We start from the raw sequence: 24,078 nt of genomic DNA, 5'->3' as shown, positions 1-24,078 counted from the left end.
CTTTCCCTATCCGGCGTCGGCGAGCATCCGGCCGAGGATCGGGGCGACGTTCGCGGTGGCTGCCTTGAGGTGGGCAAAGATTTCCTCGATGCTGATTTCCGCTTCGTCCCCGGCACCGGCGGCGAAGTTGGCGACCAGTGCGAGACAGGCGAATTCGATATCCAGCTCGCGGGCGAGGACAGCCTCGGGCATGCCGGTCATGCCGACCAGGTCGCAGCCGTCGCGCTTCATGCGGGCGATCTCGGCACGGGTCTCCAGGCGCGGCCCCTGGGTGACGCCATGGACGCCGCCATCGATGATGGCCAGCCCCTCGGCCTTCGCGGCGGCGAGGATCGCCTGGCGCAGGCTTTCGGTGTACGGCTCGCTGAAGTCGATGTGACGCACTTCAGCGCCTTCCACGTCGTTGAAGCTCGTGTAGCGGCCGTGGGTGTAGTCGATGACCTGGTCGGGCACCACGAGCACACGCGGGCCCATGTCGTCGCGGATGCCGCCGACGGCATTCACCGCCACCACCCGGCGCGCGCCCAGCGAGTGAAGTGCCCACAGGTTCGCACGGTAATTGACGCGGTGCGGCGGCACGGTGTGGCTTTCGCCATGACGTGCCAGGAAGGCCAGGCGCCTGCCACGGAAATCGCCCAGGACGATGTCTCCGGATGCCGGACCGAACGGGGTATCCACGCTATGGCGTTCGGTGTTTTCCAGCCCCTCGAAAGCATAGAGGCCGCTGCCACCGATGACGGCGAGATCGATGCTCATCGGGTCAGTCCTTCAGTGCGTGGATGGCCGGCAGGTTGCGGGCTTGCTCGTGGTAATCCATGCCGTAGCCGAAGACATAGCGGTCCGGCAGGTCCACGCCGTTGAAGTCGGCTTCGATGCCCTCGGCGCGACGGTCGTGCAGCTTGGTGCAGAGCACGGCAAGCAGCACGCACTTTGCGCCCATGTCCAGGCAGGCATCACGAACGGACTTCAGCGTGTGGCCTTCATCGAGGATGTCGTCCACGAGCAGCACGGTGCGATCCTTCAGGGGCACTTCCGGACGACGCAGCCAGTGCAGGTCGGCGCCACGCGTGGCACCGCGATAGCGGGTGGCGTGGACGTAATCGAATTCGAGGTCGGTGCGGATCGACAGCGCGAGCTGGCTGGCGAAGATCAGTGCGCCGTGCATCACGGTAAGGAACACCGGACGCTCGCCGGCCAGCGCCGTATCGATCTCACCGCCCATGCGGGCGATTTCGGTGTCGAGCTGTTCGCGGGTGAACAGCACATCGGAATGGGCGAGCGCGTGCTCGAGCGAAGCGGATGCGGACATGGTGCTCAGGACTCCAGGACGGTCACGCGGGCAATGAAGCGGTCGCGTTGGGGATTGGCAATGAGACCCGCCCAGGTCGAACCGATCGCGCCACGCAGGGGGGCGATACGGTCGCTGGGCGACAGGGGACGATGGGCGACGGCAGCGATGGCTTCGTCGACCACGTCGGGGAAACAGGCGAGCACGAGATCGCAGCCCGCATCGAGGTTGGCGTTCACCCTCGCCGCAACTCCGCCGACGCTGCCGGCGGCGGCCATGCTGATATCGTCGCCGAACACGCAGCCACGGAAACCCAGTTCGCCACGCAGGATGTCGTCGATCCAGACGTGGGAATATCCCGCCGGCTGGTCATCGATGGCGGTGTACTTCACATGTGCGGCCATGACGGCCTCGGCACGGGCTTCGATGCCAGCGACGAAGGGCAGCAGGTCGGTGGCGAGGATGTCGTCCTTGCTGCGCGGATCGACGGCCACGGAAAGATGGGTATCCTCCGCCACCGAGCCGTGACCAGGGAAATGCTTCAGCACTGCCGCCATGCCGCCCAGATGCATGCCGCGCACATAGGCCTGCACCAGTTCCGCCGTAATCACCGGATCGGCGTGGAAGGCACGGTCGCCGATGGCCTTGCTGCCGCGATCGATATCGGCGACAGGGGCAAAACTGAAATCCACGCCCACGGCGCGCAATTCGCTGGCCATGATCCAGGCGTGCTCTTCCGCGCGATCCACCGCTTCGTGGGCGTGACGATCGTAGAGCTTGCCCAGCGCGCGCAACGGCGGCAGCCGGGTGAATCCCTCGCGGAAACGCTGCACGCGGCCGCCTTCCTGATCCACGCAGATGAGGAAGTCTTCGCCGGCGATTTCCCGGATGGACTCCGTCAGCGCCGCGACCTGTTCGCGCGATTCAAAATTGCGCGAGAAAAGAATGACGCCGGAAACGCCGCGCGCCGTGAGCTGGGCATGCTCATGCGCTTCAAGCCGCGTACCCGACAGACCGATGATCAGCATGCGGTGTCCTCACCCTCGCGCTCGGCAGCCGTCCAGCTCGCATACGGCCGCTCGATGAGATTGACGTTGTAGTAGCGCACCTGGTCGCTGACCTCCCTGCCCAGCCAGCCGGGACGGGGATACGCCGCATCGACCGCGGGCAGTTCGATTTCCGCGACCACGAGGCCTTCGTTGGCACCGTGGAATTCGTCGATCTCGAAGTGTGCGCCATCGACCATGACATGATGACGGTGCTTTTCCAGCACGCCGTCGCACAGCCCCGAAAGAATCTGCAGGGCGTCGTCCAGGGGAATGGGGTATTCGTATTCCTGTCGCTCGATGCCGAGCGTGGCCGACTTGATGTTGAGCCAGGCCTTGTCACCGGAACGTCGTACGCGGACTGAGCTGCGTGCGTGCCCTGCCGCAATCGCCGCGCCGGTCACGAGATAACCCTGCGCAATGGACTCGCTGCGTTCGATATAAGCACGCCAGCCATCGCCGGCCAGCAGGAATTTTCGCTCGATCTCGATACCCATGCCCTAAGCCTTCAGCGCCGTTCGAACAGCGCGATCGATTCGACGTGCGCGGTGTGCGGGAACATGTCCATCACACCGGCACTGACCAGCCGGAAGCCATGCTTCTCGACAAGAATGCCAGCATCCCGGGCCAGCGAGCCCGGATGGCACGATACGTAGACGATACGGTCGGTGCCCTTGCGCGGAAGGTATTCGAACACTTTATCGGCACCGGCACGTGGCGGATCGAGCAGGATGCGGTCCCACTTCTCGCCTGCCCATGGCTCCTTGCGCTGGTCCTCGAAGAGGTTGGCGACCCGGAACGAGGCGTTCGCGATGCCGTTGCGCGCCGCATTGGCGGCCGCGCGTTCGACGAGGCCATGCTCACCTTCCACGCCCACCACTTCCGCCACGTGCCGGGCGATGGGCAACGTAAAGTTGCCCAGGCCGCAGAACAGGTCGAGCACGCGGTGTTCCGGGCGCAGGTCGAGCAGCTCCAGCGTGCGTGCCAGCATCCGCTGGTTCATGCCGGCATTGACCTGCACGAAGTCGAGCGGCAGGAATTCCAGCTCGACGTTGTCGGCGGGAATCGCGAAGGCAAGGCGCGGCGACTCCGGCCACAGCGGATACACGCTGCTGTGATTGCCGGGCTGGAGGTAGATGGCGAAACCATGCTCTTTGGCGAAGACCGTGAGCTTGTCCTTGTCACTGTCGGACATCGGCGAGAGATGGCGGAAGACCAGGGCCACCGTGTCGTCACCCGCCGCGAATTCCACCTGGGGAATGTCGCGGGCCACGTCGAGCGTCTGGATCACCGAGGCAAGCAGGCCCACCTTCGGACCAATGGCCGGGTGGATCACCTCGCACTGCTCGATGTCGGCGACAAAGGCCGGGTTGGACTCCTCGCGGAAGCCCACCAGCACGCGCCCCTTCTTCGTGACGAAGCGCACCGAGAAACGGCCCTTGCGACGGTAGGCCCAGGGTTCGTCGGTGAGCGGCGGCAGCCATGACTCAGGAGCCACCTTGCCGATGCGCTCGAAATTTTCGGCCAGCACGTGCTGCTTGGACGCGATCTGCGCGGCCGGTGCCATGTGCTGCAATGAGCAGCCACTGCACTGGCCGAAGTGACGGCATTTCGGCTCGACGCGATCGGGCGAGGGCTCGATGACGGATACGATCTCGGCATCGTCGTACTTGCGGTGGCGCTTGCGGTACTTCAGCAGCACCCGCTCGCCCGGCAGGGCGCCGGAGACGAAGGTGGCCTTGTTGTCGATGCGGGCGACACCCCTGCCGTCGTGGCTGAGGTCGGTGATGGTGGCTTCGAATTCGGTCATGCGCTCAAAAACTGAAAGCCCGGAACGAGTCCGGGCTGGCTGGGAGGACGCGCCACGCGAGCGACGGTGGCGGGCGTTCCTGGCGAATGCCTACTTGCGCTTCCAGGCGCCGGAGGCATCCCGATAATACCAGCCCGAGGGCGCGCGCTGGACCCAGCCGTCGGCGAAGGTCTTGCGGATCTGCCCTTCCCACTCCGGATGGCCGTTGGCCTTTGCGATCGCGGCATACAGGGCGTTGCGATCGGCGTTCTCCTGGTCGACGAGCGAACGCTGGTCGAGGGGGATGGCGCCCGGGTCGCGGGCGGCGACCAGGCCGTCGGCCGTGAAGCCGACCGCACCGCTGTCGAACAGGCCCTTCAGCGCGCCGCCGAAGCGGTTCTTCATGCGCTCGCGGATGGCGTCGGTTTCAGGGCTGCGCACCTGGATGTCCGGCGATTCAGCGGCATAGGCGGCCGGGATAAGCAGGTCGAGGACGGCCGCCGAGGGCTGCTTGCCGCTGGCCGGCCTGGCCGGGGCCGTGGATGAACCACCGGCCGGACGGGCCACGCCGCTGTCGTCGAGCACGTTGCCGATGAACTGGTCGGCCGCCTTCTGCGCGGCGGCCTCGGGGAAGTAGACGTTGATCGTGACGCAACCGACGAGGGCGATGGCGGCCATGACTATGAGGGAGGTCAGTAGTTTGCGCATGGGTGTTTGGGTCCTTTCGAGGTGGCGTCCGGGTGACCGTGGGGGAGCTTAGCCTGGGTCGTGTGTAGGGGTTATTGTGGCTTGCCTCTTATCCCGGTCGCGCGCAGGCGCGCTCCTACAACGGGCGTCAGCGGACGACGGGGGCGCCGCCTTCGGTGGCGGCCTGGAGCCGGCGCACGAGGGTGGGCCAGTCGACGTCGCGCTGGTGGCCGAGCACCGTGAGGCGCGGCAGGCCGCTGCCTTCGACAATAGTGTAGCCATCCTTCGTCGGGCCCAGCCCGCCCATGCTGCACAGGTCGCCCTTCAGGGTGCACGACAAGCCGATACGCCGATAGCCGAAGGTCTTGAAGATCTTCAGCACCGTGCCCTGGAGTCCGCCGGCGATACCACCGCCGCCGACCGAGGTGAGATTGTTGACCGCCTTCTGGCTGATCCGGCCGCCTTCGTCGGCGAGCAGGTTCGCCTTGAACGCCACCGGCTTCCAGGCCACCAGGCGCAGGTCGTCGATGGCGCCGCTCATGTGGCCGGTGATGCTGCCGAAGTCGAACACGGACGTAAGCAGGCCGAGGTCGAGCTGGCGCAGGGCGATGTCTCCTGTGAGTACCGGAACGTCGCTGAAGGGTTTGGAGACCGTCATGCCGGTGATGTCCACGAAGCCGCCGAACACGTTGACGGAGAGACCGCCGCCCAGCTCCATGCGATCGTCGACGTAGCGCAGGCTGGGAATGGCGCCGCCCAGCGTGCCCTTGAACTCGGGCCAGCCCAGCGCCCGGCAGAAGGCCGCCATGTCGATCTGGGTAAGCGCCAGGGACGTCTGCAGACGCTCGCCGCTGGCCGCCGCGGGCTTCCAGCCAAGCCCGAGCACCCGCAGCTGACCATCGAGCACGGGAATGGCAAAGGGCTTTTCGAGCGAAAGAACGCCGCCCTTGCTGCGCCAGCCGGCTTCGGCGGCGCCGTTGGGAATTTTCAGCATCTGCAACGAGCGCCAGCCCAGCCGGGTCGCCGGACGGTCCTCGGTGGCGCTCCAGTCGAGGGCGCCACGCAGGCCGGTGATGCCCAGCCGGCCGTCCGCAAAGGACAGGTCAAGGCCACCTGCCTGCAAGGTAAATGCCGCAGGTGTTGCGTGCTCCATGTCGAGGCTGCCGGACAGATCACCGGCTGCACGCACGTTGTCGAGTCCGAAATTTCGCAGCAACCCCTTGCCGTAACGATCGTAGGCGGAAGGGAAGCGCGCGGCGAAGCGGTCGATGGTAAGGCGGTCCATATCGCCCTTCGCATCGAAACTGAGTTCGCCCTCCAGTTGCAGGGCATCGGGATCGGTCACCCGCAGGCGCTGCAAGGCAACCGCGCCCTTCTGCGAACGAGCCGAAAGGGAGAGCTGGACGACATGGGCGGGCAGCGCTGCGTACAGGGGCCCCAGCAACAGTTCGCCCCCCTTCAGGGCGCTGTCCAGATCGATCGTCGTCCCGGCTGGCTGGTTGTCGATGCCGAGCCTTCCGCTGCCGGAGAGCTTCGCGCCCGCAAGCCGGCCGCCCGGCCCCTCGAACCCCACGCCATCCAGGGCGAACTGCCCGCCGGCCTGGATGCCCTCGCCGAGAAGATCAAGCGCAAGGTCGGCATCGACCTTGCCCGTGGTGAGCTTGCCGGCCCACACCGTGGAGACCAGCCCCTGCAACCAGCCCACGGGCAGGCCCTTCAGGGTGATCTGGGCGTGCGTCGGCTGGTCCATGGGCAACGCCAGCTGGGCATTCGCCTTGTCCTGGCGGATGACTACTTCAAGCGTATTGGCCGCCTCATCGGCCACGATGCGTACCGAGGCATCACTGAGGGCACCCCCCTGGGCACCCTTGAGGCGAATCCGCCCATCGAATACCCAGCGCCCCAGTTCATCGCGATCGAGGCTGCCATCGAGGCCCATGCCGAGTTTCTTCCAGCCCATGGCCGGCAGGTCGGTGCGGACGGCGGATAGATTCACCGACACCCCCTTGCCCGCATCACCCGGGGCAAGGTCAGCCTTCAACCCGCTGATGCTCAGCCCGGGCAGGTCAAGGCTGTCGGCCCCTACCGAAAGACCCGCACACGCCAGCGCCGGCCAGGCGACGAGGCACCAGGCAAGGGCGAAAATGAACCATGAGCGGGTTGATACCGGAAGCATGCTCGTCCATTCTGCCAAATCCTGATGAACGACATGGAATGTTGAATGCTGAATCCTGCTTCAGAGCGATCCCCACCTCCCGTCATGACAGCTTCGCGCAAGGTCCTGGTAGCCGATGACGACGCGTCCACGCGCGAGTTCCTGACTGCGGCCCTGAAGATGCTCGGCTACACGACGATACCGGCGGTGGATGGCCGGGATGCACTGGAGAGCGCCATCCGGGAGCGTTTCGACATCCTGCTGCTCGACTGCCGGATGCCGGGTGCCGGGGCCATTGAAGTCCTGTCCAGCCTGCGGGCGCACGCCCATGCGGCATCCCGCCAGGCCGTCGCATTCGCCACCAGCGCCGAAATCGCTCCTGCGCAAAGGCAGGCCCTGCTCGCCGCTGGTTTTGCCGGCATCCTTGAGAAGCCTTGCCGGGTCGCCACGCTGGGCCAGGTGCTGGCTTCCGCGATGAACACCGTCGCCGATGCCGATGCGAAAAGACTCGATGACAACGAGGCCATCCAGGCGACGGGCGATGCCCGCACCATGCATGCCCTTCGCGGCCTGTTCCGGCAGGAGCTGGCCCAGCTCGATGGCGAGATCGAGGCACTGCCCCCTGACGCCCTGCTCGACCGCCTGCATCGGCTGCGTTCCGGCTGTGGCTTTTGTGGCGCTACGCGCCTGAATCAACAGGTACGCCTGCTGCAGACGCATATCGAGACACATCCCGAGACCCGGGGCGAAGCCATGACCACGTTCCGGACTGAGCTGAAGGCGACCATGACCGCCCTGGAACTAGCTTCTGCCTGATATTCAGCGCAATACGCGCCAGGCTTTCAGTTCACCGCCCCCCAGGTGAAACGAAATGACCTGGCGCATCATGCGACGCAACGATGCCAGGCCGGCCGTATCGGGAGAGGTATCGCTGGCGAGCGCCAGCAGGTCACCTCCGCGTATCGCATGCGGATCACCGGCACGCCCCGGCGTCGCGCCGGCCTCCGGATCGTAGTAATAGCCACGCGTCGGATCGAGCGGCTCGCCAGTGGCTGCATCGATATCGAGCTGCAACGCATAACCCAGCGAATCGAGCATGTCGCGCTCGAAGCGACGCAGCGTCCAGGCCAGCGGCTCACCCCCGGCCATCCGGGCAAGTGTGCGCTCGTACAGGCCGAACAGCTCCGGATTGGGATCCTGCCGCCCCGTGAGCCTCACGACCAGCTCATTGAGATAGAGGCCCGCCATGCCCGCATCACCGGAGAGCCGCTGGACCGGGCCCACCGGTTCCGCGCCACGCAAGGTGGCCAGCTCTCCCTTGAGCATGAGGTCGAGTTCAAGCCGCTGGAAGGGCTCCAATTGCGCACGCTGCACTTGTGCGCGCTCCCGGCGGACACCTCGTGCAACCACGCCCAGCCGGCCGTGATAGCAACTCAGGCATTCGACCAGCAGCGAGGTTTCGCGATAGGGCCGCGCATGCAGGACGAAGGCAGGTTCTCGTTCGACGCGCATGCCGGCCCGTCCAGGCTCACTCGTAGCCGAAACGCTTCAGGAGGTTCTCGTCGTCGGCCCAGCCTTCGCGCACCTTCACCCAGAGCTTGAGGAAGACCTTGCGCTCGAAGAGATGCTCCATCGCTTTACGGGCCGACGTGCCGATGGCCTTGAGCTGGGCACCGCCGTCACCGATCACGATCGCCTTCTGGCCGTCGCGCTCGACCCAGATCACCGCGTGCACCTCGGCGATGCCGTCGGGACGATCCTGGAATTGCTCGATTTCCACCGTGGTGGCGTACGGAAGCTCCTGGTCCAGGCGCACCATCAGCTGCTCGCGCACCAGCTCCGCTGCAAGGAAACGCTCGCTGCGGTCGGTGATTTCGTCTTCGCCGTAGACGGCCGGTTGCTGGGGCAGGCGCTTGAGGATGCCCTTTTCCAGGCCGTCCAGACCCTTGGACTTCAGCGCACTGACGTAATAGACCTCGTCGAACGGATGCTTCTGCATCAGGTCGGCGACGAAGGGCAGCATGATCGTCTTGTCTTTCTGCAGGTCGACCTTGTTGATCGCCAGCAGCTTCGGCAGGTCTTTCTGCTCGCTGAGGGCGGCATACATCGCGGCGTCTTCGTCCGTCCAGCGACCGGCCTCGATCACCTGCACGGCCAGGTCGACTTCCGTGATGGCCGCCCGCGCCGTGCGGTTGATGCTGCGGTTCATGGCGCGCTTGGCACCACGGTGCATGCCCGGCGTATCGACGTAGAGGATCTGCCCCTCGGGCTTGGTCGAGATGCCCAGGATGCGGTGACGCGTGGTCTGCGGACGGTGGCTGACAATGCTCAGGCGCACGCCGATGAGGGCGTTGAGCAGGGTGGACTTGCCGACGTTGGGTCGCCCCGCGAGGGCGACATAACCACAACGGAAATCGGTGGCGGCTTCGCCTTCGGGGTGTTCGGTTTCGTTCATGACTTCGGTGTTTCCTGTAGACGACGCAACACGGCGTCGGCGGCCTCCTGCTCGGCGGCACGGCGGCTTCCCGCCCTGCCCTCCACGCGGATCGCCGTGGGCTCGTCGATGGAGCAGCTGACGTCGAAGGTCTTCGCGTGATCTTCGCCGTAGCTGTCGATGAGTTCGTAGACGGGCAAGGGCAGGCCCTTGCCCTGCAACCACTCCTGCAGACGCGTCTTGGCGTCCTTGCTGGAGCGCTTGAGTTCGGCGATGCGCGGCGTGAACAACCGGCGCACCACCTGCTGGCAGGCGTCGTAGCCGTCGTCGAGATAGACGGCGGCGATCAGCGCCTCGAACGCGTCGGCGAGAATCGATTCGCGACGAAAGCCGCCGCTTTTCAGTTCGCCCGGGCCCAGCTTCAGCCGGTCGCCCAGCTCAAGCTCGCGGGCGACGACGGCCAGTGCCTGGCCATTGACCAGCTGCGAGCGAAGCCGGGACAGCTCGCCTTCGCTGGCGTTGGGATGCGCGTCGTACAACAGTTCGGCGACCGTCGCGCCTAGCAGCGCGTCGCCAAGGAATTCCAGCCTCTCGTTGTTCGGCCTGCCCGCGCTGCGATGGGTCAGCGCGAGATCCGCGAGGGAGGGATTACGGAAATGATGCGGAAACTCCACGATGACTCGTTACGCCTGGCTGTTTCTCAACGGCACCGCGTTTTCGAAGTGCAGGAGGAAGTCGATGTTGTAGAGGAAATGCACGCGCTTGTCGTAGGAAATGCGCAGGACGCTGGCATTGTTCTGGCGATCGATGGTGATGTCCTTCGGCTGGATCGTGGCGTCGTCCACGTACTGGAAGTTCATCTTGAAGGCCAGGTTGCGGCGCACTTCGTTGATGTCCGAGGTATTGCCATCCGATGCGAGCTGGGACATGGCCTTCTTCACGCCGAAGAACTCGGTGTAGGCCGGCACCAGCTTCATGCCCATGTAGGCAAAGAAACCAAGGACGACTAGCAGCAGCAGGAAGCCGATGAGGGTGATGCCCGATTGCCTGGTCTTCATGTCTCGTGTTCCCCGCCCGTGGTGGGCCCCTGTGATGCTGATAATGCACGCGGGGCGCCAGGCGCCCCGCTGCGGAGATTACCGCGTCCCGGCGTGCCGCGGGACGCCGGCCGGCGTGACACCGGCCTTGGCGTTCGTCAGTGGATGACCCGGCCCATCTTGCCGAAATCGAGCCAGCCGTTGCCCGGGCCGCGCCACGCCAGCCAGACGAAGAAGGCCTTGCCCACCAGGTTCTGCTCCGGCATGCAGCCCCACCAGCGGCTGTCCGTGCTGTTCATCCGGTTGTCGCCCATCACGATGTAGCAGCCCTTGGGCACTTCCGAGGGCACCACGGCGTTCGGGATGTCCATGGGCGTCGTGTAGGCGGGCGTCAGGGCGATGGTGTGGTTCACGCTGCCCAGGTGCTCGGTGTAGAGCTTGGAGCCGTAGGTCATCAGCAGGCGGTCTTCGGGCTCGTTCATGTTGCCCTTGTACGGCCCCAGCTCGTCGGCGCCGATGCGCTCGCCGTTGATGTAAAGATCGCTGCCCCGGGTTTCGATGCGGTCGCCCGGCAGGCCGATGACGCGCTTGATCCAGTTTTCGCTGGGCACGGGGGCATGCGGGTTCTGGCAGGTGACATCACCACCACGGATGGTGTTGCCCTGCTCGTCCTTGCAGAGGTAGCCCGGGAAACGGAACACCACCACGTCGCCGCGGCGGGGTTCACCGTTTTCCACCAGCTTGTTGTTGAAGGCCGGCATGCGCAGGCCGTAGGTGAACTTGTTCACCAGGATGAAATCGCCGACATCCAGCGTGGGCATCATGGAGCCGGACGGGATGCGGAAAGGCTCGGCAACGAAGGAGCGCAGCAGCAGCACCACGAAGATCACCGGAAACAGCGAACGCGCCCAGTCGACCGGCCACGGCTCGGGCTGCTCCTCGCCGGAGGCCTCGGCACGGGCGCGGCGGCCCTTCACCAGGAAAAGGCGATCGAACAGCCAGATCAGTCCGAAAAGGACCGTCAGCCCGAGCAGGATCGCCGAAAAATCGAATGCCGCCATGCCATCTCCGTCAGTCGTATCGAGGGGCCTTCAGGCCCATTCCGGCGCATCCGGCACCGGGTTCCAAGGGTAAAACGTCATGCCACGGTGGAGCGGTTTACTTGTCCACCTTCAGCACGGCAAGGAAGGCTTCCTGGGGAATCTCCACACTACCGACCTGCTTCATGCGCTTCTTGCCTTCCTTCTGCTTCTCGAGCAGCTTCTTCTTGCGCGAAACGTCGCCGCCGTAGCACTTGGCGAGCACGTTCTTGCGCAGCGCCTTGACCGTGGAACGTGCAATGACCGCCGCACCGATGGCCGCCTGGATCGCCACGTCGAACTGCTGGCGGGGAATCAGGTCTTTCATGCGTTCGACCAGCTCGCGACCACGGCGATCGGCATGCGAGCGATGCACGATGAGGCTCAGGGCGTCGACGCGGTCGCCGTTGATGAGGATGTCCACGCGCACGAACGGGCCGGCATCAAAACGCTCGAGCTGGTAATCCATGGAGGCATAACCGCGCGAGACGGACTTCAGGCGATCGAAGAAGTCGAGCACGACCTCGGCCAGCGGCAGCTCATAGGTGACCTGCACCTGGGTGGCGAGGTACTGGATGGAGCGCTGCACACCGCGCTTCTCTTCGCAGAGCTTGATCACGTTGCCCACGTATTCCGCCGGCGTCAGCACGTTGGCGACGATGATCGGTTCGCGGATCTCGGCGATCGTCTGCGGCGGCGGCAGCTTGGCCGGGTTGTCGAGCTCCATCACGGTGCCGTCGGTCTTGGCGACTTCGTAGACCACCGTGGGTGCCGTCGTGATCAGGTCGAGGTCGTATTCGCGCTCCAGGCGCTCCTGCACGATCTCCATGTGCAGCATGCCGAGGAAGCCGCAACGGAAGCCAAAGCCCATGGCCTCGGAGCTTTCCGGCTCGAAGAACATCGCCGCGTCGTTCAGGCGCAGCTTGTCGAGCGCCTCGCGCAAGGCCGGGTAATCGTCGGCCGAGACCGGGAACAGGCCTGCGAACACGCGCGGCTGCATGGTCTGGAAACCCGGCAGCGGCTCTTCGGCCGGCTTGCCGGCCAGGGTGAGCGTGTCGCCCACCGGCGCACCGTGGACGTCCTTGATGGAGGCGTTGATCCAGCCCACCTCGCCCGCCGACAGTTTTTCGAGCTTCTTGCGCTTGGGCGTAAACACGCCCACGTCGTCCACCAGGTGGGTACGGCCGGTGGACATGACCAGGATCTTGTCGCCCGGCTTGATCTCGCCCTGCATCACGCGCACCAGCGACACGACGCCCAGGTAGTTGTCGAACCAGGAATCGATGATGAGCGCCTGGAGCTTGTCCGTGTTGCCCGGCTTCGGTGCGGGAATTCGATGGATGATCGCCTCCAGCACCTCGATGACGTTCAGGCCCGTCTTGGCGCTGACCGCGATGGCGTCGGAAGCATCCAGGCCGATGACGGCCTCGATCTCGGCCTTGGCCTTATCGATGTCGGCCGTGGGCAGGTCGATCTTGTTCAGGACCGGGATGACCTCCAGCCCCTGCTCGATGGCCGTATAGCAATTGGCCACCGACTGGGCTTCCACACCCTGGGCGGCGTCCACCACCAGCAGCGCACCCTCGCAGGCGGAGAGCGAGCGGCTCACTTCATAGGAGAAGTCGACGTGGCCCGGGGTGTCGATGAAATTGAGCTGGTAGGTCTTGCCGTCGCGCGCCTTGTAAGGCAGCGAGACCGACTGGGCCTTGATGGTGATGCCACGCTCGCGCTCGATCGGGTTGTTGTCGAGCACCTGCGCTTCCATTTCGCGCTCGGAGAGACCCCCGCACAGCTGAATGATGCGGTCGGCCAGGGTCGACTTGCCGTGGTCGATGTGGGCAATGATGGAGAAGTTGCGGATGAGTTCCATGGAGCGCCGTGATCAAGTTCACCATCGCTCGCGGCGCGAACGACGCGCACCAGCCTTCATGACCGGTGCGAATCCCACATTATCGCATGGAAGGCCACCCGCCGCCGAACGGCGGGTGGCTACGGTGCTTCAGCGGTCGCTGGGCACGGTGATACCGACGAAACGCGTGGCATCGTCGCGGCGCACAAGGAGCATGGCCGTATCACCCGGCTTGATGCCCTTGGTGGCATCGCGGAAGGCGGCGGCACTGCCGACCCGCTTCTGGTTCACCATAAGCACGATGTCACCCGCCTGGAGACCGGCGGCGGCCGCCCCTCGATCGGACACCTTGCTGACGACTACGCCCTCGCCCGCCTTCAGGCCCAGCTCGGAACGGGTGGCGGCGTCGATATCCTGCACCGCCAGGCCCAGCGCGGCGGCGGAACCGCCTGTTGCGCCCTCGTCGCCCGTGCTGGCCGCCGCCAGGGCCGACTTGTCGCGAGGCAGTTCGCCGACCTTCACGTCTACCGTCTGCTTCTTGCCATCACGAAGGATGTCCACCTTCGCCATGCTACCCGGCTTGGTGATGCCCACCAGCGGCGGCAGGTCCACCGACGAGGTGATCGGCGTGCCATTGAAGGCCAGGATCACATCGCCCTGCTTCAGGCCGGCCTTGTCCGCTCCGCTGCCGGGGGTGACCTGGGCCACCAGCGCACCATTGGCATCGGGCAGGTCGAGGTTCTTCACGAACTGGTCGACCGGCTGCACCGTGACGCCCAGCATGCCGCGGGAGACGTAACCCTTGTCCTTGATCTGCTGGACCACGTTCATGGCCACGTCGATCGGGATGGAGAACGACAGGCCCTGGTAGCCACCCGAGGTGGAGTAGATCTGCGAATTCACGCCGATCACCTGGCCCTGGAGATTGAACAGGGGACCACCGGAGTTGCCGCGATTGATCGGTACGTCGGTCTGGATGAACGAGGTATACGGCTGGTCGCCGCTGCCCAGGTTGCGACCCACCGCGCTGATGATGCCGTGGGTGACGGTGGCATCCAGGCCGAATGGCGAACCGATGGCCAGCGCCCACTGTCCGCGCTTCACGGAGCGCGAATCGCCGATGGCCACCGTGGGCAGCGCCTTGGCATCGACCTTGAGCAGGGCGATGTCGTACTGCGGATCCTTGCCCACCACCTTGGCGGTGAAGGTGCGGCGATCCTGCAGGCGCACCTTCACCTCGTCCGCGTCGTCCACGACGTGGTCATTGGTGAGGATGTAGCCATCGGCGGAAATGATGAAACCCGACCCCAGCGAGGTCTGTTCGCGCGGCTGCTGGGGCATGCCGGGCATGCCGAAGAAGCGGCGCAGCAGTTCATCCTGGTCGTCGGGCGAGATATTCGGCGTGCTTCGTCCCTTGCCTTTGGCAAGGGTGCGGGCACCGCCGTTGCTTTTCGCCTCGACGTGGACGACCGCGGGGGCGTACTTGTCGACGATGCCGGTGAAGTCCGGCAGATTCTGTGCCTGCGCGCCTGACGCTGCGACGACCAGAGCGCCACCCAGGAGCGCGCGTGCATGCCAATGAGCCATTTTTTCCTCCTTTTTACATAGCCACGGCTGACCGTGCGGAGCATGCCGCACGGCTTGTTACGAATGAAGGGAAGACGCGCGCCGGAGGCGACCGGCGCGCGGGCGTCGTGGCGTCAGTGCGCCGTCGACGACGTGACCGGAGCCACGTAGCGGCTGCCGTCCGGACGGACCAGCAGCATGTAGCCGTTCTCCGTGGCCTGGGCGGCACGGGTACGATGAATCTGATACGGCGTGGAGCGCGGGAGGTAGACAGCACCCTCGTCACCCGGGCCTTCGTAGGCCGCCTTCTGGGTGAACTGGGAGGCCATGTTGCCGGTGAGCCACTGCGGGGCCACGGGCGCCGACGCCGGCTCGGAGGCCGCTTCGGCTACCTGCGTGTCGCCGAGCAGGGAGTGCCCCTGAGCTACCTGGGGAACGGCACCGGAACCGCCGTTGCCGGCCGGCTGCGACAGCATGAGCGCGGCCACGGCGACACTGGCAGCGATGGCACCACCGGCCGACCAGTGCAGCCAGCGGCGACGCTGGGGGGCGGCGAGCACGGCGATGGCGGATTCGGCCTCGATGGCAGCCATGACGCGGCTGGCGAAATCGCGGGACACCGGCGGAACGCTCTCGCGGCGCAAGCCGTCACGCGCCACGTGATAGCGCGACCAGGCCTCGTTCAGGCCCTGATCGGCGTCGAGACGACGCAGCAGGAAGCGGATTTCCTCCCGCGACAGCTCTCCGTCCATGCCGGCAGAGAGGAATTCCCGATTGGCTTCGCTCATGGGTTTTTGTCCTCGCGGTCGGAAAGCAGCGGCCGCAGTTTGTCGTCGATGGCTTCACGAGCCCTGAAAATACGCGAACGGACGGTGCCGATGGGGCAGTCCATGATGGCGGCAATCTCCTCGTAGCTCTTGCCGTCCACCTCGCGCAGGGTAATCGCGACCCGAAGCTCCTCGGGCAGGGCTTGGACAGTGGAAAACACGGTTTGTTCCACCTGCTCGCGCATGAGTTCGCGCTCGGGGGTGGCACTTTCGTGCATCCGGGTTGCCCCGGGCACGTACACCGCGTCCTCGATGTCGATGTCACCCGTGGGAGGGCGCCGCCCCATGGCCACGAGGTGGTTCTTCGCCGTGTTGACGGCGATCTTGTACAACCAGGTATAGAAAGCACTCTCGCCGCGGAACGAGCCCAGCGCGCGCCAGGCGCGCACGAAGGCCTCCTGGGCGATGTCCTCGCACTCGGTCCAGTCGTGCACGTAGCGGGAGATCAGCGCGACCACCTTGTGCTGGTACTTGCGGACCAGCAGATCGAATGCGCGCCGGTCACCCTGCTGCACGCGTTCGACAAGTGCTTGATCCAGTTCGTTTTCGCCCATCCGGGCCGTCTCCTTAACTCTTCAGGGGCCAGTCGCGGGCGCAAATGAGACAAATACGACCCGCGCAAGTTCACCTTCGCAGGGCATCACGGAGAAAATATGCGGATGGGCGGGGCCAGCTCAAGCCGGGGCGGCCATCCCCTCCCCCATCAGGCGCAGCCGTTCGGCCAGCAGCTTGTCGAATGTAACCACGGGTAACGGGCGGCAGAACAGGTAACCCTGGAGCTCGTCGCAGCCCTGGGCCCTGAGGAACTGCAGATGTTCCTCTCCCTCGACGCCCTCCGCCACCACCCCGCGCTTGAGACGATGAGCCATCTCGATCGTAGAGCGCACGATGGCCTCGTCATCGGGATCGACTCCGATATTCCTCACAAAGCTCTGGTCGATCTTGATGCGATCCGCCGGCAGGCGGCGCAGATAGTCGAGAGAGGCCGCGCCCGTGCCGAAATCGTCGATGGCGATGCGGCAACCCAGGGCATGCAGCGCCTCCAGCGTGTCCACCAGGTGCGGCACGGTCTTTACGCTGATGCTTTCGGTCACCTCCAGTTCGAGCTGGGCGGCATCGAGACCGGTTTCCTTTAGTACCGACGCCACGGTGACCGCGAGATTCGGCTGCATGAGCTGCACGGCGGACAGGTTCACACCCAGCCGCAGGCCCAGCCGGTAGCGGTCTTCCCATTCACGGGCCTGCGCGCAGGCCGTGCGCAGCACCCATTCGCCGATGGGCACGATCAATCCCGTGGTTTCGGCCAGCGGAATGAAGAAGGCGGGGCTGATCATCCCCAGTTCGGGATGCTCCCAGCGCACCAGCGCCTCCATGCCGACGATGTCTTCGGTGACGGCATCGACCTGGGGCTGATAGAAGACACGCAGCTCGTCATTGCGGACCGCATGGCGCAACCGTGCCTTGAGTTCGATCTGCTGCTGTTGCGATGCATCCAGATTGGCGGCGTAGACCTGGTAGTTGTTGCGCCCCAGGCTCTTGGCGCCGTACATGGCCTCGTCGGCGTGGTGCAGCAGCAATTCGCCGTCGACCGCGTCGTCCGGAAAGAATGCGATGCCGACCGATACGGTGGCCTGCAATTCCGAACCGTCGCCGAGATCCAGCGGCACCTCCATCGCCTGCACCACCTTCTCGGCGATGCGCTGCACATCGTCGCGCTTGATGATGTGGCGCAGGATCATCGTGAATTCGTCACCCGCATAACGCGCGACGGTGTCCGAGCCACGGACGCTGGCTCGCAGCCTGCGCGCTACCGCCGCCAGCACCTGGTCGCCCACCGCATGACCCAGGGTGTCGTTGATGCCCTTGAAGCGATCCAGGTCGACCATCAGCGCGGCGAAACATTCACCCGTGCGCTGGGCTTCGCGAATCGTCGTATCCAGGCGGTCGTTGAACAGAAGGCGGTTCGGCAGGCCCGTCAGCGGATCGATAAGGCCACGAGCACGCCCCTGCTCGCGGCTACGACGCAGTTCGAGCATGGCGGCGAAGCGCGCGCCTACCGCGCGCATTGCCGTTTCCAGCATGCGTCCCGCACCACGATGCGATCGTGTGCCGGCCAGCAGCGCACCAAGCACGGTGTGGCGCTCGTCGAACAACGGGATGAAGGCGAATGCCTCCAGTCCCAGGGCTTCGACGAGGGGATCGGTCCACGGCGTTCCCGCCCCCTCGACCAGGCGCGAGATGTTCTCGCCGCCAAGGCACGTTTTCAGCAGGGAAATATCGGCCGCGTCGCCCCATTCGATGTGTCCGGGGCCGCTCCATACACGGGCCACCAACTCGGGGTCGTGATCGCTTTCGGGGAAGGCCGCCCATACGGCAAGCACGTCCAGCCCCAGCGCCTCGGCCACGCGCCCGGCCATCTCGCCCATGCCCTCGTCGTCGGCAGGAAACGAACCCATCGCGGCAAGCAGGTCGAGGGCGCGGTCTGCCGTATGGCGTACACGCAGGTCGCGAAACGCCAGGGCCACGCGATGGCCCTGGCCATCGACCAGATGGCGTACGTCGACTTCGCCCGGAATACCCGCACCATCCGGCCGGCGCAACACGCAGGGCTGGCCGTCGCCATCGGGTAGCGGCCAGCCCACGCCTGGCGGCAGTTCGAAAAGATCGGCAAGCAGACGCCCCTGCAACGGGCCGTCGCCAGTGCATAGCCGCTCCATCATCTGGCCGCTTTCCAGGATGCGGCCCTGCGGGGTATTCGCTACCACCCACGCCGCACCGGCATCAAAAGCAAAGCGATAGTCACTGCCCGCGACAACCGGCGAGGGCGCGGGCGTGGCAAAGCTCATCGCCGCGCGTATACGGTGTCCCAGTTCCGTGGCGATGGCACTTTCGCGCAGCCAGAACGCATGTCCATCGGGCGGCGTAGCCGCCGGATCGTCACCGACGAGATAGACGATAGGCACCTCGGCATAAGCGGGCATCCCACGCAGAATGCGCAGGCCACGGGCAAGGTCGTCGGTGCCGTCAGCGGCGACGATCGCCACGTGCAAGGGCGGCGAATCGACGAGCAAAGCCGTGAGCTGCTCCGCATCGCGCGCACTAAGCAGCAGCACATCGCCCTCGGTATCCAGCGCATCGAACACCGCGCGACGAATCTCGCGGCGTGGCGTGAAGATCAGAACCCCCTGGTTATCGGACATACGACCGCTCAGACCACCCATCGACCATCACGCAGGCGCGGTGTCGCCGAACGGGCATGACGCTCGGCGTCCACCATGGCAATCTCCTCACCGAGGCCGCCGAGCTGGGCGGGCGTGGCGCCCAGCAGCGCTATCCGTCGCACATGGCCGATACGGGCCTTTGCCAGCTGCCGCAAAAGCGCACTGTCCGTTGCACTCACCGGCCCTGCCGGCACCTCGACCAGATACACGCCGAAATGCAGGCTTTGCAGCACATAGCGCAGGGCATCGCCCAGGCGGGTGCAGCCCGGCACGCGCATCTGCGCATCGCGCAGGCTTACCAGCCCCTCGTTCGGCCGCCACAGGTACACCGCCTGGCCCGTGCGACGGGCGATCAGGCGGAACTGATCGACCAGCTCCACCGCGCTGGCGGACTTGAGGGCCACCAGGGGGCCCGGCGCCGACAGGATGCGGTCGAACAGGTCGGTACCTGCTTGGGAATCGGCGGACATGACCACGCGTTCAGGGGAAAACAGTTGAGAAGTATCGAACCAAACGGGAGGCCACGCCAGCGCCGCGTCCCCCGGCGGACCGTGACCATACGCGGGGGTATCTCGCATTCGACCGGACGTAAAGGTATGGTGGCACGCTCATTCACCACCGCACGACCGCCATGTTCGAAGGACTCCGATTCAAGCACTGGAAGACCAGCGAAGGCGACGACGGCATCGTCGTCCTCACGCTCGACCGCGAGGGAGCCAGCGCCAACGCGCTGTCCCGCGAGGTGCTCGACGAACTGGGCATCCTCGTCGAACGCCTGGGCATCGAGGGCCCGCGCGGCGTGATCATCCACTCCGCGAAGCCGTCGGGCTTTGCCGTGGGTGCCGATATCAAGGAGTTCGTGGAATACGCCCGTGCCGGCGTCGTCCTCGACAACATCGAAAACGGCCAGCGCGTCTTCGAGGACCTGGCACGCCTGCCCTTCCCCACCGTGGCCGCCATTCATGGCGCCTGCCTGGGTGGTGGTGCCGAACTGGCACTGGCCTGCCGCCAGCGCATCGCCGCCGACGATGAGAAAACAAAGATCGGCCTGCCCGAAGTGATGCTCGGCATCCATCCCGGCTGGGGTGGCACGGCACGCCTGCCGCGCCTTATCGGCGCGCCCGATGCGCTGCCGGCCATGCTTACGGGCAAGCCGTTCAACGCGCGCCGCGCGAAGGCCGTGGGCCTCGTCGACCGCCTGGCCCGCCCGGAAGAACTGCTCGCGGAAGCGCGGCACCTGATCAAGCGCCCGCATCAGCGGCCGTTTGCACAGCGCGCCAAGGCCTGGGCCACCAATACGGCACCCGCCCGCGCCATCCTCGCGCCCATGGTCCGTAAGCAGACGGCCGCCAAGGTCCGCAAGGAGCACTACCCGGCGCCGTTCGCGCTGATCGACGTCTGGGCACGTGGTGGCAGCAGCATCCAGCAGCGCCTGAAGCTGGAAGCCAAATCGGTGGCAAAACTGGCTGGCACGCCGACCGCGCGCAACCTGATCCGCATCTTCTTCCTGCAGGAGCGCCTGAAAGGGCTCGGCGGCGGCGTCGAGCACGGTATCGAACATGTACACGTGGTGGGTGCCGGCACGATGGGCGGCGACATCGCGGCCTGGTCGGCACTGAAAGGCTTCAACGTCACCTTGCAGGACCGCGAACTGCGCTTCATCGAGCCTGCCCTCAAGCGCGCCCGCACGCTGTTCGAGAAGAAACTGAAGGCCAGCGCCAAGGTCGAGGCCGCCGTGGGCCGTCTTCGCGCCGACGTCGACGGCAAGGGCGTGGCGGATGCCGATCTCGCCATCGAGGCAATCTTCGAGAATCCCGAAGCCAAGCACGCGCTCTACGCAGTCATCGAGCCGCAGTTCCAGTCCGACGAAATGCTTGCCAGCAATACGTCATCCATTCCGCTGGACGAACTGCGCCAGGGTCTTGCGGCGCCCCAGCGCTTCCTCGGGCTGCACTTCTTCAACCCCGTGGCGCAGATGCCACTGGTGGAAGTGGTGCGCCACGACCAGCTCGACGGTGACATCGAGAAGCGTGCGCTTGCCTTCTGCAAGGCCATCGGCAAGCTGCCCGTTCCCGTGAAGGGCACGCCTGGCTTCCTGGTCAACCGTATCCTCATGCCCTACCTGATGGAGGCCATGCGCCTTTACAACGAAGGTGTCCCCGGGCCGGTGCTCGATCGCGAGGCGAAGAAGTTCGGCATGCCGATGGGACCCATCGAACTGGCCGACACGGTCGGGCTCGATGTCTGCGCGTCGGTCGGCAAGGAGCTGGCTCCCTTCCTGGGCCTGGAGATCCCGCAAGGCCTGGAAGAAAAGCTGGCCGCCAACAAGCGCGGCAAGAAGGATGGCGAAGGCCTTTACGTCTGGAAGGAAGGCAAGCCGCAGAAGCCGGAGGTCGATCCGGATTACGTGGCCCCAGCCGACCTCCAGGACCGCATGATCCTGCCCATGGTCAACGAGGCCATTGCCTGCCTGGCGGAGGGCGTCGTGGACGATGCCGACCTGCTCGATGCGGGCGTCATCTTCGGTACGGGCTTTGCGCCCTTCCGTGGCGGCCCGATCCAGTATGTGCGCACGGAAGGCGTCGCCACGGTGCGCGAGCGCCTGGCGAAGCTGGAGCAGAAGCACGGCGCGCGCTTTGCCAAGAAGGAAGGCTGGGACAATCCCATCCTGACCACCCCCGCCGCCTGACAAAACCTGTAGGAGCGCGCCTTGCGCGCGACCGGTTTTGGCGATTCGTACATTTCGCTAATACCGGTCGCGCGCAAGGCGTGCTCCTGCAGATGTAGCGCTATACCGCGCAGGTGCCCTCAGGGCACGGCCGCATCACCACATCAGGTCGTCCGGTACGCCGTCATCCGACTCGTTTGCAGCATTCGGATCGACCAGCAGTGCGATGAACTCCGGCGCAAGGGCGCGCAGTTCTTCAATGACCGCACTGGCTACCACAAGGTAGCGTCCATTCTGCTGCACGATGCCAAGCTCACCCGCATTGATCGCGGTCAGCTGCGCCGCATCCACATGCACGCGACGGATCTTGTCGCCATAGGGAAAGTGACGCACCTGATCGGCTTCTGCCAGGTTCAGTGCCTTGCCCTTCAGCAATTCTTCAACCTTGCGCTTCTTCTCCTTGCGCAGACGCGCCAGCTCGGCCGCCTCGGCTTCCGCCTTGCGACGATCGGTGGCTTCCGTCTGGGCGCGGATCGCATAGGCCTTGGCGAGATCGATCTCGCCATCTTTTTCCTTGCGCGGCGGACGCTGCGCCTGCTGCCCGTGTGGCTTCGGCTTCTGGCCACCACCCTGTCCCGGCCGGGCACCACCCGGCTTGCCACCGTGCCGGGCGCTTTTCCCCGCATACGGCTGGCCACTCGCACTGCCCTGCTTCGGCGGCGGCGAGGACGTCCTTTTCTCTTCGCGGATCTCCTTGACGAGGCCGCTCTTCAACAACTGGTCGCGCAGGGACTCTGCCATGATCGGTAAGACTCGTTCGATGTTCAGTAGTGCGGCGGCGGCGGTTCGGTAGCGGGGTCGCTACCCAGGCCGGCACGCATATTCACCAGGTCCGAGCGCAGGTCGCGCATGGCCCGTTCCAGCAGATCGAGGCGTCGGGCGATTTCGGCATCCGCCGACGACAGGCCATTGACCGTGTCGTCGATGAAGGCGAGCCTCACCTCCAGCTCCATCATTCGTTCGTCCAGCTCAGTCATGGGCGCGCCCCTTGAGGCTGCGGCCACGGCCGATACCGTAATAAGCGATACCCGCCTCTTCGACCGCCGCGGGATCGTAAAGATTGCGCCCATCAAAGATCACCGGCGTACGCAGCAGCGATTTCACGCGCGCGAAGTCCGGGCTGCGGAAGGCCTTCCATTCCGTGACGATCACCAGCGCATCGGCCCCTTCCAAGGCCTCATAGGGCCGTTCGGCCAGGTGCAGGTCGTTGCGCTCGCCGTAGATACGCTGCGTTTCGTCCGCTGCTTCCGGATCGAATGCACGTACCTTCGCGCCGGCCTCCCACAGCTGCTCCATCAGGCGACGGCTGGATGCCTCGCGCATGTCGTCGGTATTGGGCTTGAAGGCCAGACCCCAGACCGCCACAGTCAGACCCTGCAGCTGGCCGCCGAAATGCCGGGAAAGCAGATCGAACAGACGGGACTTCTGCGAATCGTTGACGGCCTCCACCGCATCGAGCAAGCGAGCTTCATAACCCACGGTGTGCGCCGTGCGAGCGAGCGCCTGGACATCCTTGGGGAAGCACGAGCCACCATACCCGGCGCCCGGGTAGATGAAGTGGTAACCGATGCGCGGATCCGCGCCGATACCCTGGCGGACCAGTTCGACGTCGGCACCCACGTGCTCGGCGATGTTGGCGATCTCGTTCATGAAGCTGATCTTCGTGGCGAGCATCGCATTGGCCGCATACTTCGTGAGCTCCGCCGAGCGTTCGTCCATCACCACCATGCGGTCGTGATTGCGATTGAAGGGCGCGTACAGCTTGCGCAGCACGCCGATGGCCTTCTGACTGGAGGCACCGACGATGATGCGATCGGGGCGCATGCAGTCTTCGACCGCGTCGCCTTCTTTCAGGAATTCGGGGTTCGACACCACGTCGAAAGCCGTATCGGCCCCACGGGCAGCGAGGCGCCCGGCAATGGCCGACTTCACCCGGTCGGCGGTGCCGACGGGAACAGTCGATTTGTTGACCACCACGGTGTAGCGATCGATGTGATCACCGATGGTGTGGGCGACAGCCAGAACATACTGAAGATCGGCGCTGCCATCTTCGTCAGGTGGCGTGCCGACGGCAATGAAGACGACATCGCCATGCGCGATGCCGTGGGCCGCATCCGTGGTGAAATCCAGGCGCCCCTCACCGTGGTTGCGCACCACCATGGGCTCCAGGCCCGGCTCGTAGATGGGGATGTCGCCCTGCTTCAGGCGCTCGACCTTGCCGGCATCCACATCGACGCACACGACATGGTTGCCCATTTCGGCAAGACAGGTACCGGTGACGAGACCGACATAACCGGTGCCGAAGATGGTGACTTTCATGGAACTCCCGGGAGACTTCAGCGTGCGCGCCGTAAGCCGCAAATTGTAAGCCG

Annotated in this window: 23 protein-coding genes; 2 read left to right on the top strand and 21 right to left on the bottom strand. The window is 65.4% G+C overall.

The features are described from left to right. Positions 1-6: 6 nt before the first annotated feature. The 7 genes from HBF25_RS12215 to HBF25_RS12185 all read right to left on the bottom strand — a co-directional run bounded on the left by HBF25_RS12215 (position 7) and on the right by HBF25_RS12185 (position 6,986). The gene (locus HBF25_RS12215; RefSeq protein ID WP_166948786.1) at positions 7-756 is read right to left on the bottom strand and encodes an S-methyl-5'-thioinosine phosphorylase; all 750 of its coding nucleotides are present in this window, start codon (positions 754-756) and stop codon (positions 7-9) included. A 4-nt stretch (positions 757-760) separates the two neighbouring features. After that, complete coding sequence (locus HBF25_RS12210) at positions 761-1,309, bottom strand: hypoxanthine-guanine phosphoribosyltransferase (RefSeq protein ID WP_166948784.1); 549 nt, start codon at positions 1,307-1,309, stop codon at positions 761-763. 5 nt (positions 1,310-1,314) lie between these two features. After that, on the bottom strand, positions 1,315-2,316 hold the full coding sequence (gene nagZ / locus HBF25_RS12205; protein ID WP_166948783.1) for a beta-N-acetylhexosaminidase: 1,002 nt from the start codon (positions 2,314-2,316) through the stop codon (positions 1,315-1,317). After that, on the bottom strand, positions 2,310-2,831 hold the full coding sequence (locus HBF25_RS12200; protein WP_166948781.1) for a CYTH domain-containing protein: 522 nt from the start codon (positions 2,829-2,831) through the stop codon (positions 2,310-2,312). Before HBF25_RS12200 ends, nagZ begins: the two co-directional genes overlap by 7 nt. Before the next feature lie 11 nt (positions 2,832-2,842). Next, complete coding sequence (rlmD, locus tag HBF25_RS12195; RefSeq protein WP_166948780.1) at positions 2,843-4,144, bottom strand: 23S rRNA (uracil(1939)-C(5))-methyltransferase RlmD; 1,302 nt, start codon at positions 4,142-4,144, stop codon at positions 2,843-2,845. Between the two features lie 90 nt (positions 4,145-4,234). Continuing rightward, the gene (locus HBF25_RS12190; protein WP_166948778.1) at positions 4,235-4,831 is read right to left on the bottom strand and encodes a YdbL family probable chaperone protein; all 597 of its coding nucleotides are present in this window, start codon (positions 4,829-4,831) and stop codon (positions 4,235-4,237) included. Positions 4,832-4,958: 127 nt separating this feature from the next. Further along, a complete protein-coding gene (locus HBF25_RS12185; protein ID WP_166948776.1) occupies positions 4,959-6,986 on the bottom strand; it encodes a hypothetical protein in 2,028 nt (675 codons plus the stop codon). 84 nt (positions 6,987-7,070) lie between these two features. Between HBF25_RS12185 and HBF25_RS12180 the strand changes: the two genes are divergently transcribed. After that, entirely contained in the window at positions 7,071-7,781 is a 711-nt protein-coding gene (locus HBF25_RS12180) for a response regulator (protein ID WP_166948774.1), read from the top strand. Positions 7,782-7,784: 3 nt separating this feature from the next. On the opposite strand, the gene recO is transcribed toward HBF25_RS12180, so the two are convergent. The 11 genes from recO to HBF25_RS12125 form a co-directional block, all read right to left on the bottom strand. Then, the gene (gene recO, locus HBF25_RS12175) at positions 7,785-8,477 is read right to left on the bottom strand and encodes a DNA repair protein RecO (protein ID WP_166948772.1); all 693 of its coding nucleotides are present in this window, start codon (positions 8,475-8,477) and stop codon (positions 7,785-7,787) included. A gap of 16 nt (positions 8,478-8,493) precedes the next feature. Beyond that, entirely contained in the window at positions 8,494-9,420 is a 927-nt protein-coding gene (era, locus tag HBF25_RS12170; protein ID WP_166948771.1) for a GTPase Era, read from the bottom strand. After that, positions 9,417-10,073 (bottom strand): ribonuclease III, encoded by a 657-nt coding sequence (gene rnc / locus HBF25_RS12165; protein WP_166948769.1) that lies wholly within the window; start codon positions 10,071-10,073, stop codon positions 9,417-9,419. Before rnc ends, era begins: the two co-directional genes overlap by 4 nt. 9 nt (positions 10,074-10,082) lie before the next feature. Next, positions 10,083-10,457, bottom strand: a complete 375-nt coding sequence (locus tag HBF25_RS12160; protein WP_166948768.1) for a DUF4845 domain-containing protein — start codon at positions 10,455-10,457, stop codon at positions 10,083-10,085. Between the two features lie 137 nt (positions 10,458-10,594). Beyond that, positions 10,595-11,497, bottom strand: coding sequence for a signal peptidase I (lepB, locus tag HBF25_RS12155; protein ID WP_166948767.1), 903 nt, complete (start codon positions 11,495-11,497; stop codon positions 10,595-10,597). Positions 11,498-11,594: 97 nt separating this feature from the next. After that, a complete protein-coding gene (gene lepA, locus HBF25_RS12150; protein ID WP_166948765.1) occupies positions 11,595-13,385 on the bottom strand; it encodes a translation elongation factor 4 in 1,791 nt (596 codons plus the stop codon). Between the two features lie 129 nt (positions 13,386-13,514). Then, complete coding sequence (locus tag HBF25_RS12145; protein ID WP_166948764.1) at positions 13,515-14,951, bottom strand: Do family serine endopeptidase; 1,437 nt, start codon at positions 14,949-14,951, stop codon at positions 13,515-13,517. Positions 14,952-15,064: 113 nt separating this feature from the next. Beyond that, the gene (locus tag HBF25_RS12140; RefSeq protein WP_166948762.1) at positions 15,065-15,718 is read right to left on the bottom strand and encodes a sigma-E factor negative regulatory protein; all 654 of its coding nucleotides are present in this window, start codon (positions 15,716-15,718) and stop codon (positions 15,065-15,067) included. Then, positions 15,715-16,311, bottom strand: coding sequence for an RNA polymerase sigma factor RpoE (gene rpoE / locus HBF25_RS12135; protein WP_166948760.1), 597 nt, complete (start codon positions 16,309-16,311; stop codon positions 15,715-15,717). The genes HBF25_RS12140 and rpoE overlap by 4 nt, the downstream gene beginning before the upstream one ends. Positions 16,312-16,431: 120 nt before the next feature. Continuing rightward, a complete protein-coding gene (locus HBF25_RS12130) occupies positions 16,432-18,957 on the bottom strand; it encodes a putative bifunctional diguanylate cyclase/phosphodiesterase (protein WP_166948759.1) in 2,526 nt (841 codons plus the stop codon). An 8-nt stretch (positions 18,958-18,965) separates the two neighbouring features. Then, on the bottom strand, positions 18,966-19,448 hold the full coding sequence (locus HBF25_RS12125) for a hypothetical protein (RefSeq protein ID WP_166948758.1): 483 nt from the start codon (positions 19,446-19,448) through the stop codon (positions 18,966-18,968). A 161-nt stretch (positions 19,449-19,609) separates the two neighbouring features. Here HBF25_RS12125 and HBF25_RS12120 point away from each other — a divergent pair, with 161 nt between their 5' ends. Further along, positions 19,610-21,667, top strand: coding sequence for a 3-hydroxyacyl-CoA dehydrogenase NAD-binding domain-containing protein (locus HBF25_RS12120; protein WP_166948756.1), 2,058 nt, complete (start codon positions 19,610-19,612; stop codon positions 21,665-21,667). Between the two features lie 135 nt (positions 21,668-21,802). On the opposite strand, the gene HBF25_RS12115 is transcribed toward HBF25_RS12120, so the two are convergent. From HBF25_RS12115 to HBF25_RS12105, 3 genes are read right to left on the bottom strand one after another with little or no spacing between them, the layout of a single operon-like run. Continuing rightward, positions 21,803-22,447: a DUF2058 family protein gene (locus HBF25_RS12115; protein WP_166948755.1), complete on the bottom strand. Its 645-nt coding sequence runs from the start codon at positions 22,445-22,447 to the stop codon at positions 21,803-21,805. 23 nt (positions 22,448-22,470) lie between these two features. Then, positions 22,471-22,683 carry a SlyX family protein gene (locus tag HBF25_RS12110; RefSeq protein WP_166948753.1) on the bottom strand — a complete coding sequence of 71 codons (213 nt, stop codon included), beginning with the start codon at positions 22,681-22,683 and terminating at the stop codon, positions 22,471-22,473. Continuing rightward, positions 22,676-24,025 carry a UDP-glucose dehydrogenase family protein gene (locus HBF25_RS12105; protein ID WP_166948751.1) on the bottom strand — a complete coding sequence of 450 codons (1,350 nt, stop codon included), beginning with the start codon at positions 24,023-24,025 and terminating at the stop codon, positions 22,676-22,678. Before HBF25_RS12105 ends, HBF25_RS12110 begins: the two co-directional genes overlap by 8 nt. Positions 24,026-24,078: the final 53 nt, after the last annotated feature.

The sequence above is a fragment of the Luteibacter anthropi genome, assembly GCF_011759365.1.
Classification (GTDB): domain Bacteria; phylum Pseudomonadota; class Gammaproteobacteria; order Xanthomonadales; family Rhodanobacteraceae; genus Luteibacter; species Luteibacter anthropi.
The sequence above is the reverse complement of the archived record's forward strand: the minus strand, read 5'-3'. Positions and strand labels throughout refer to the sequence as shown.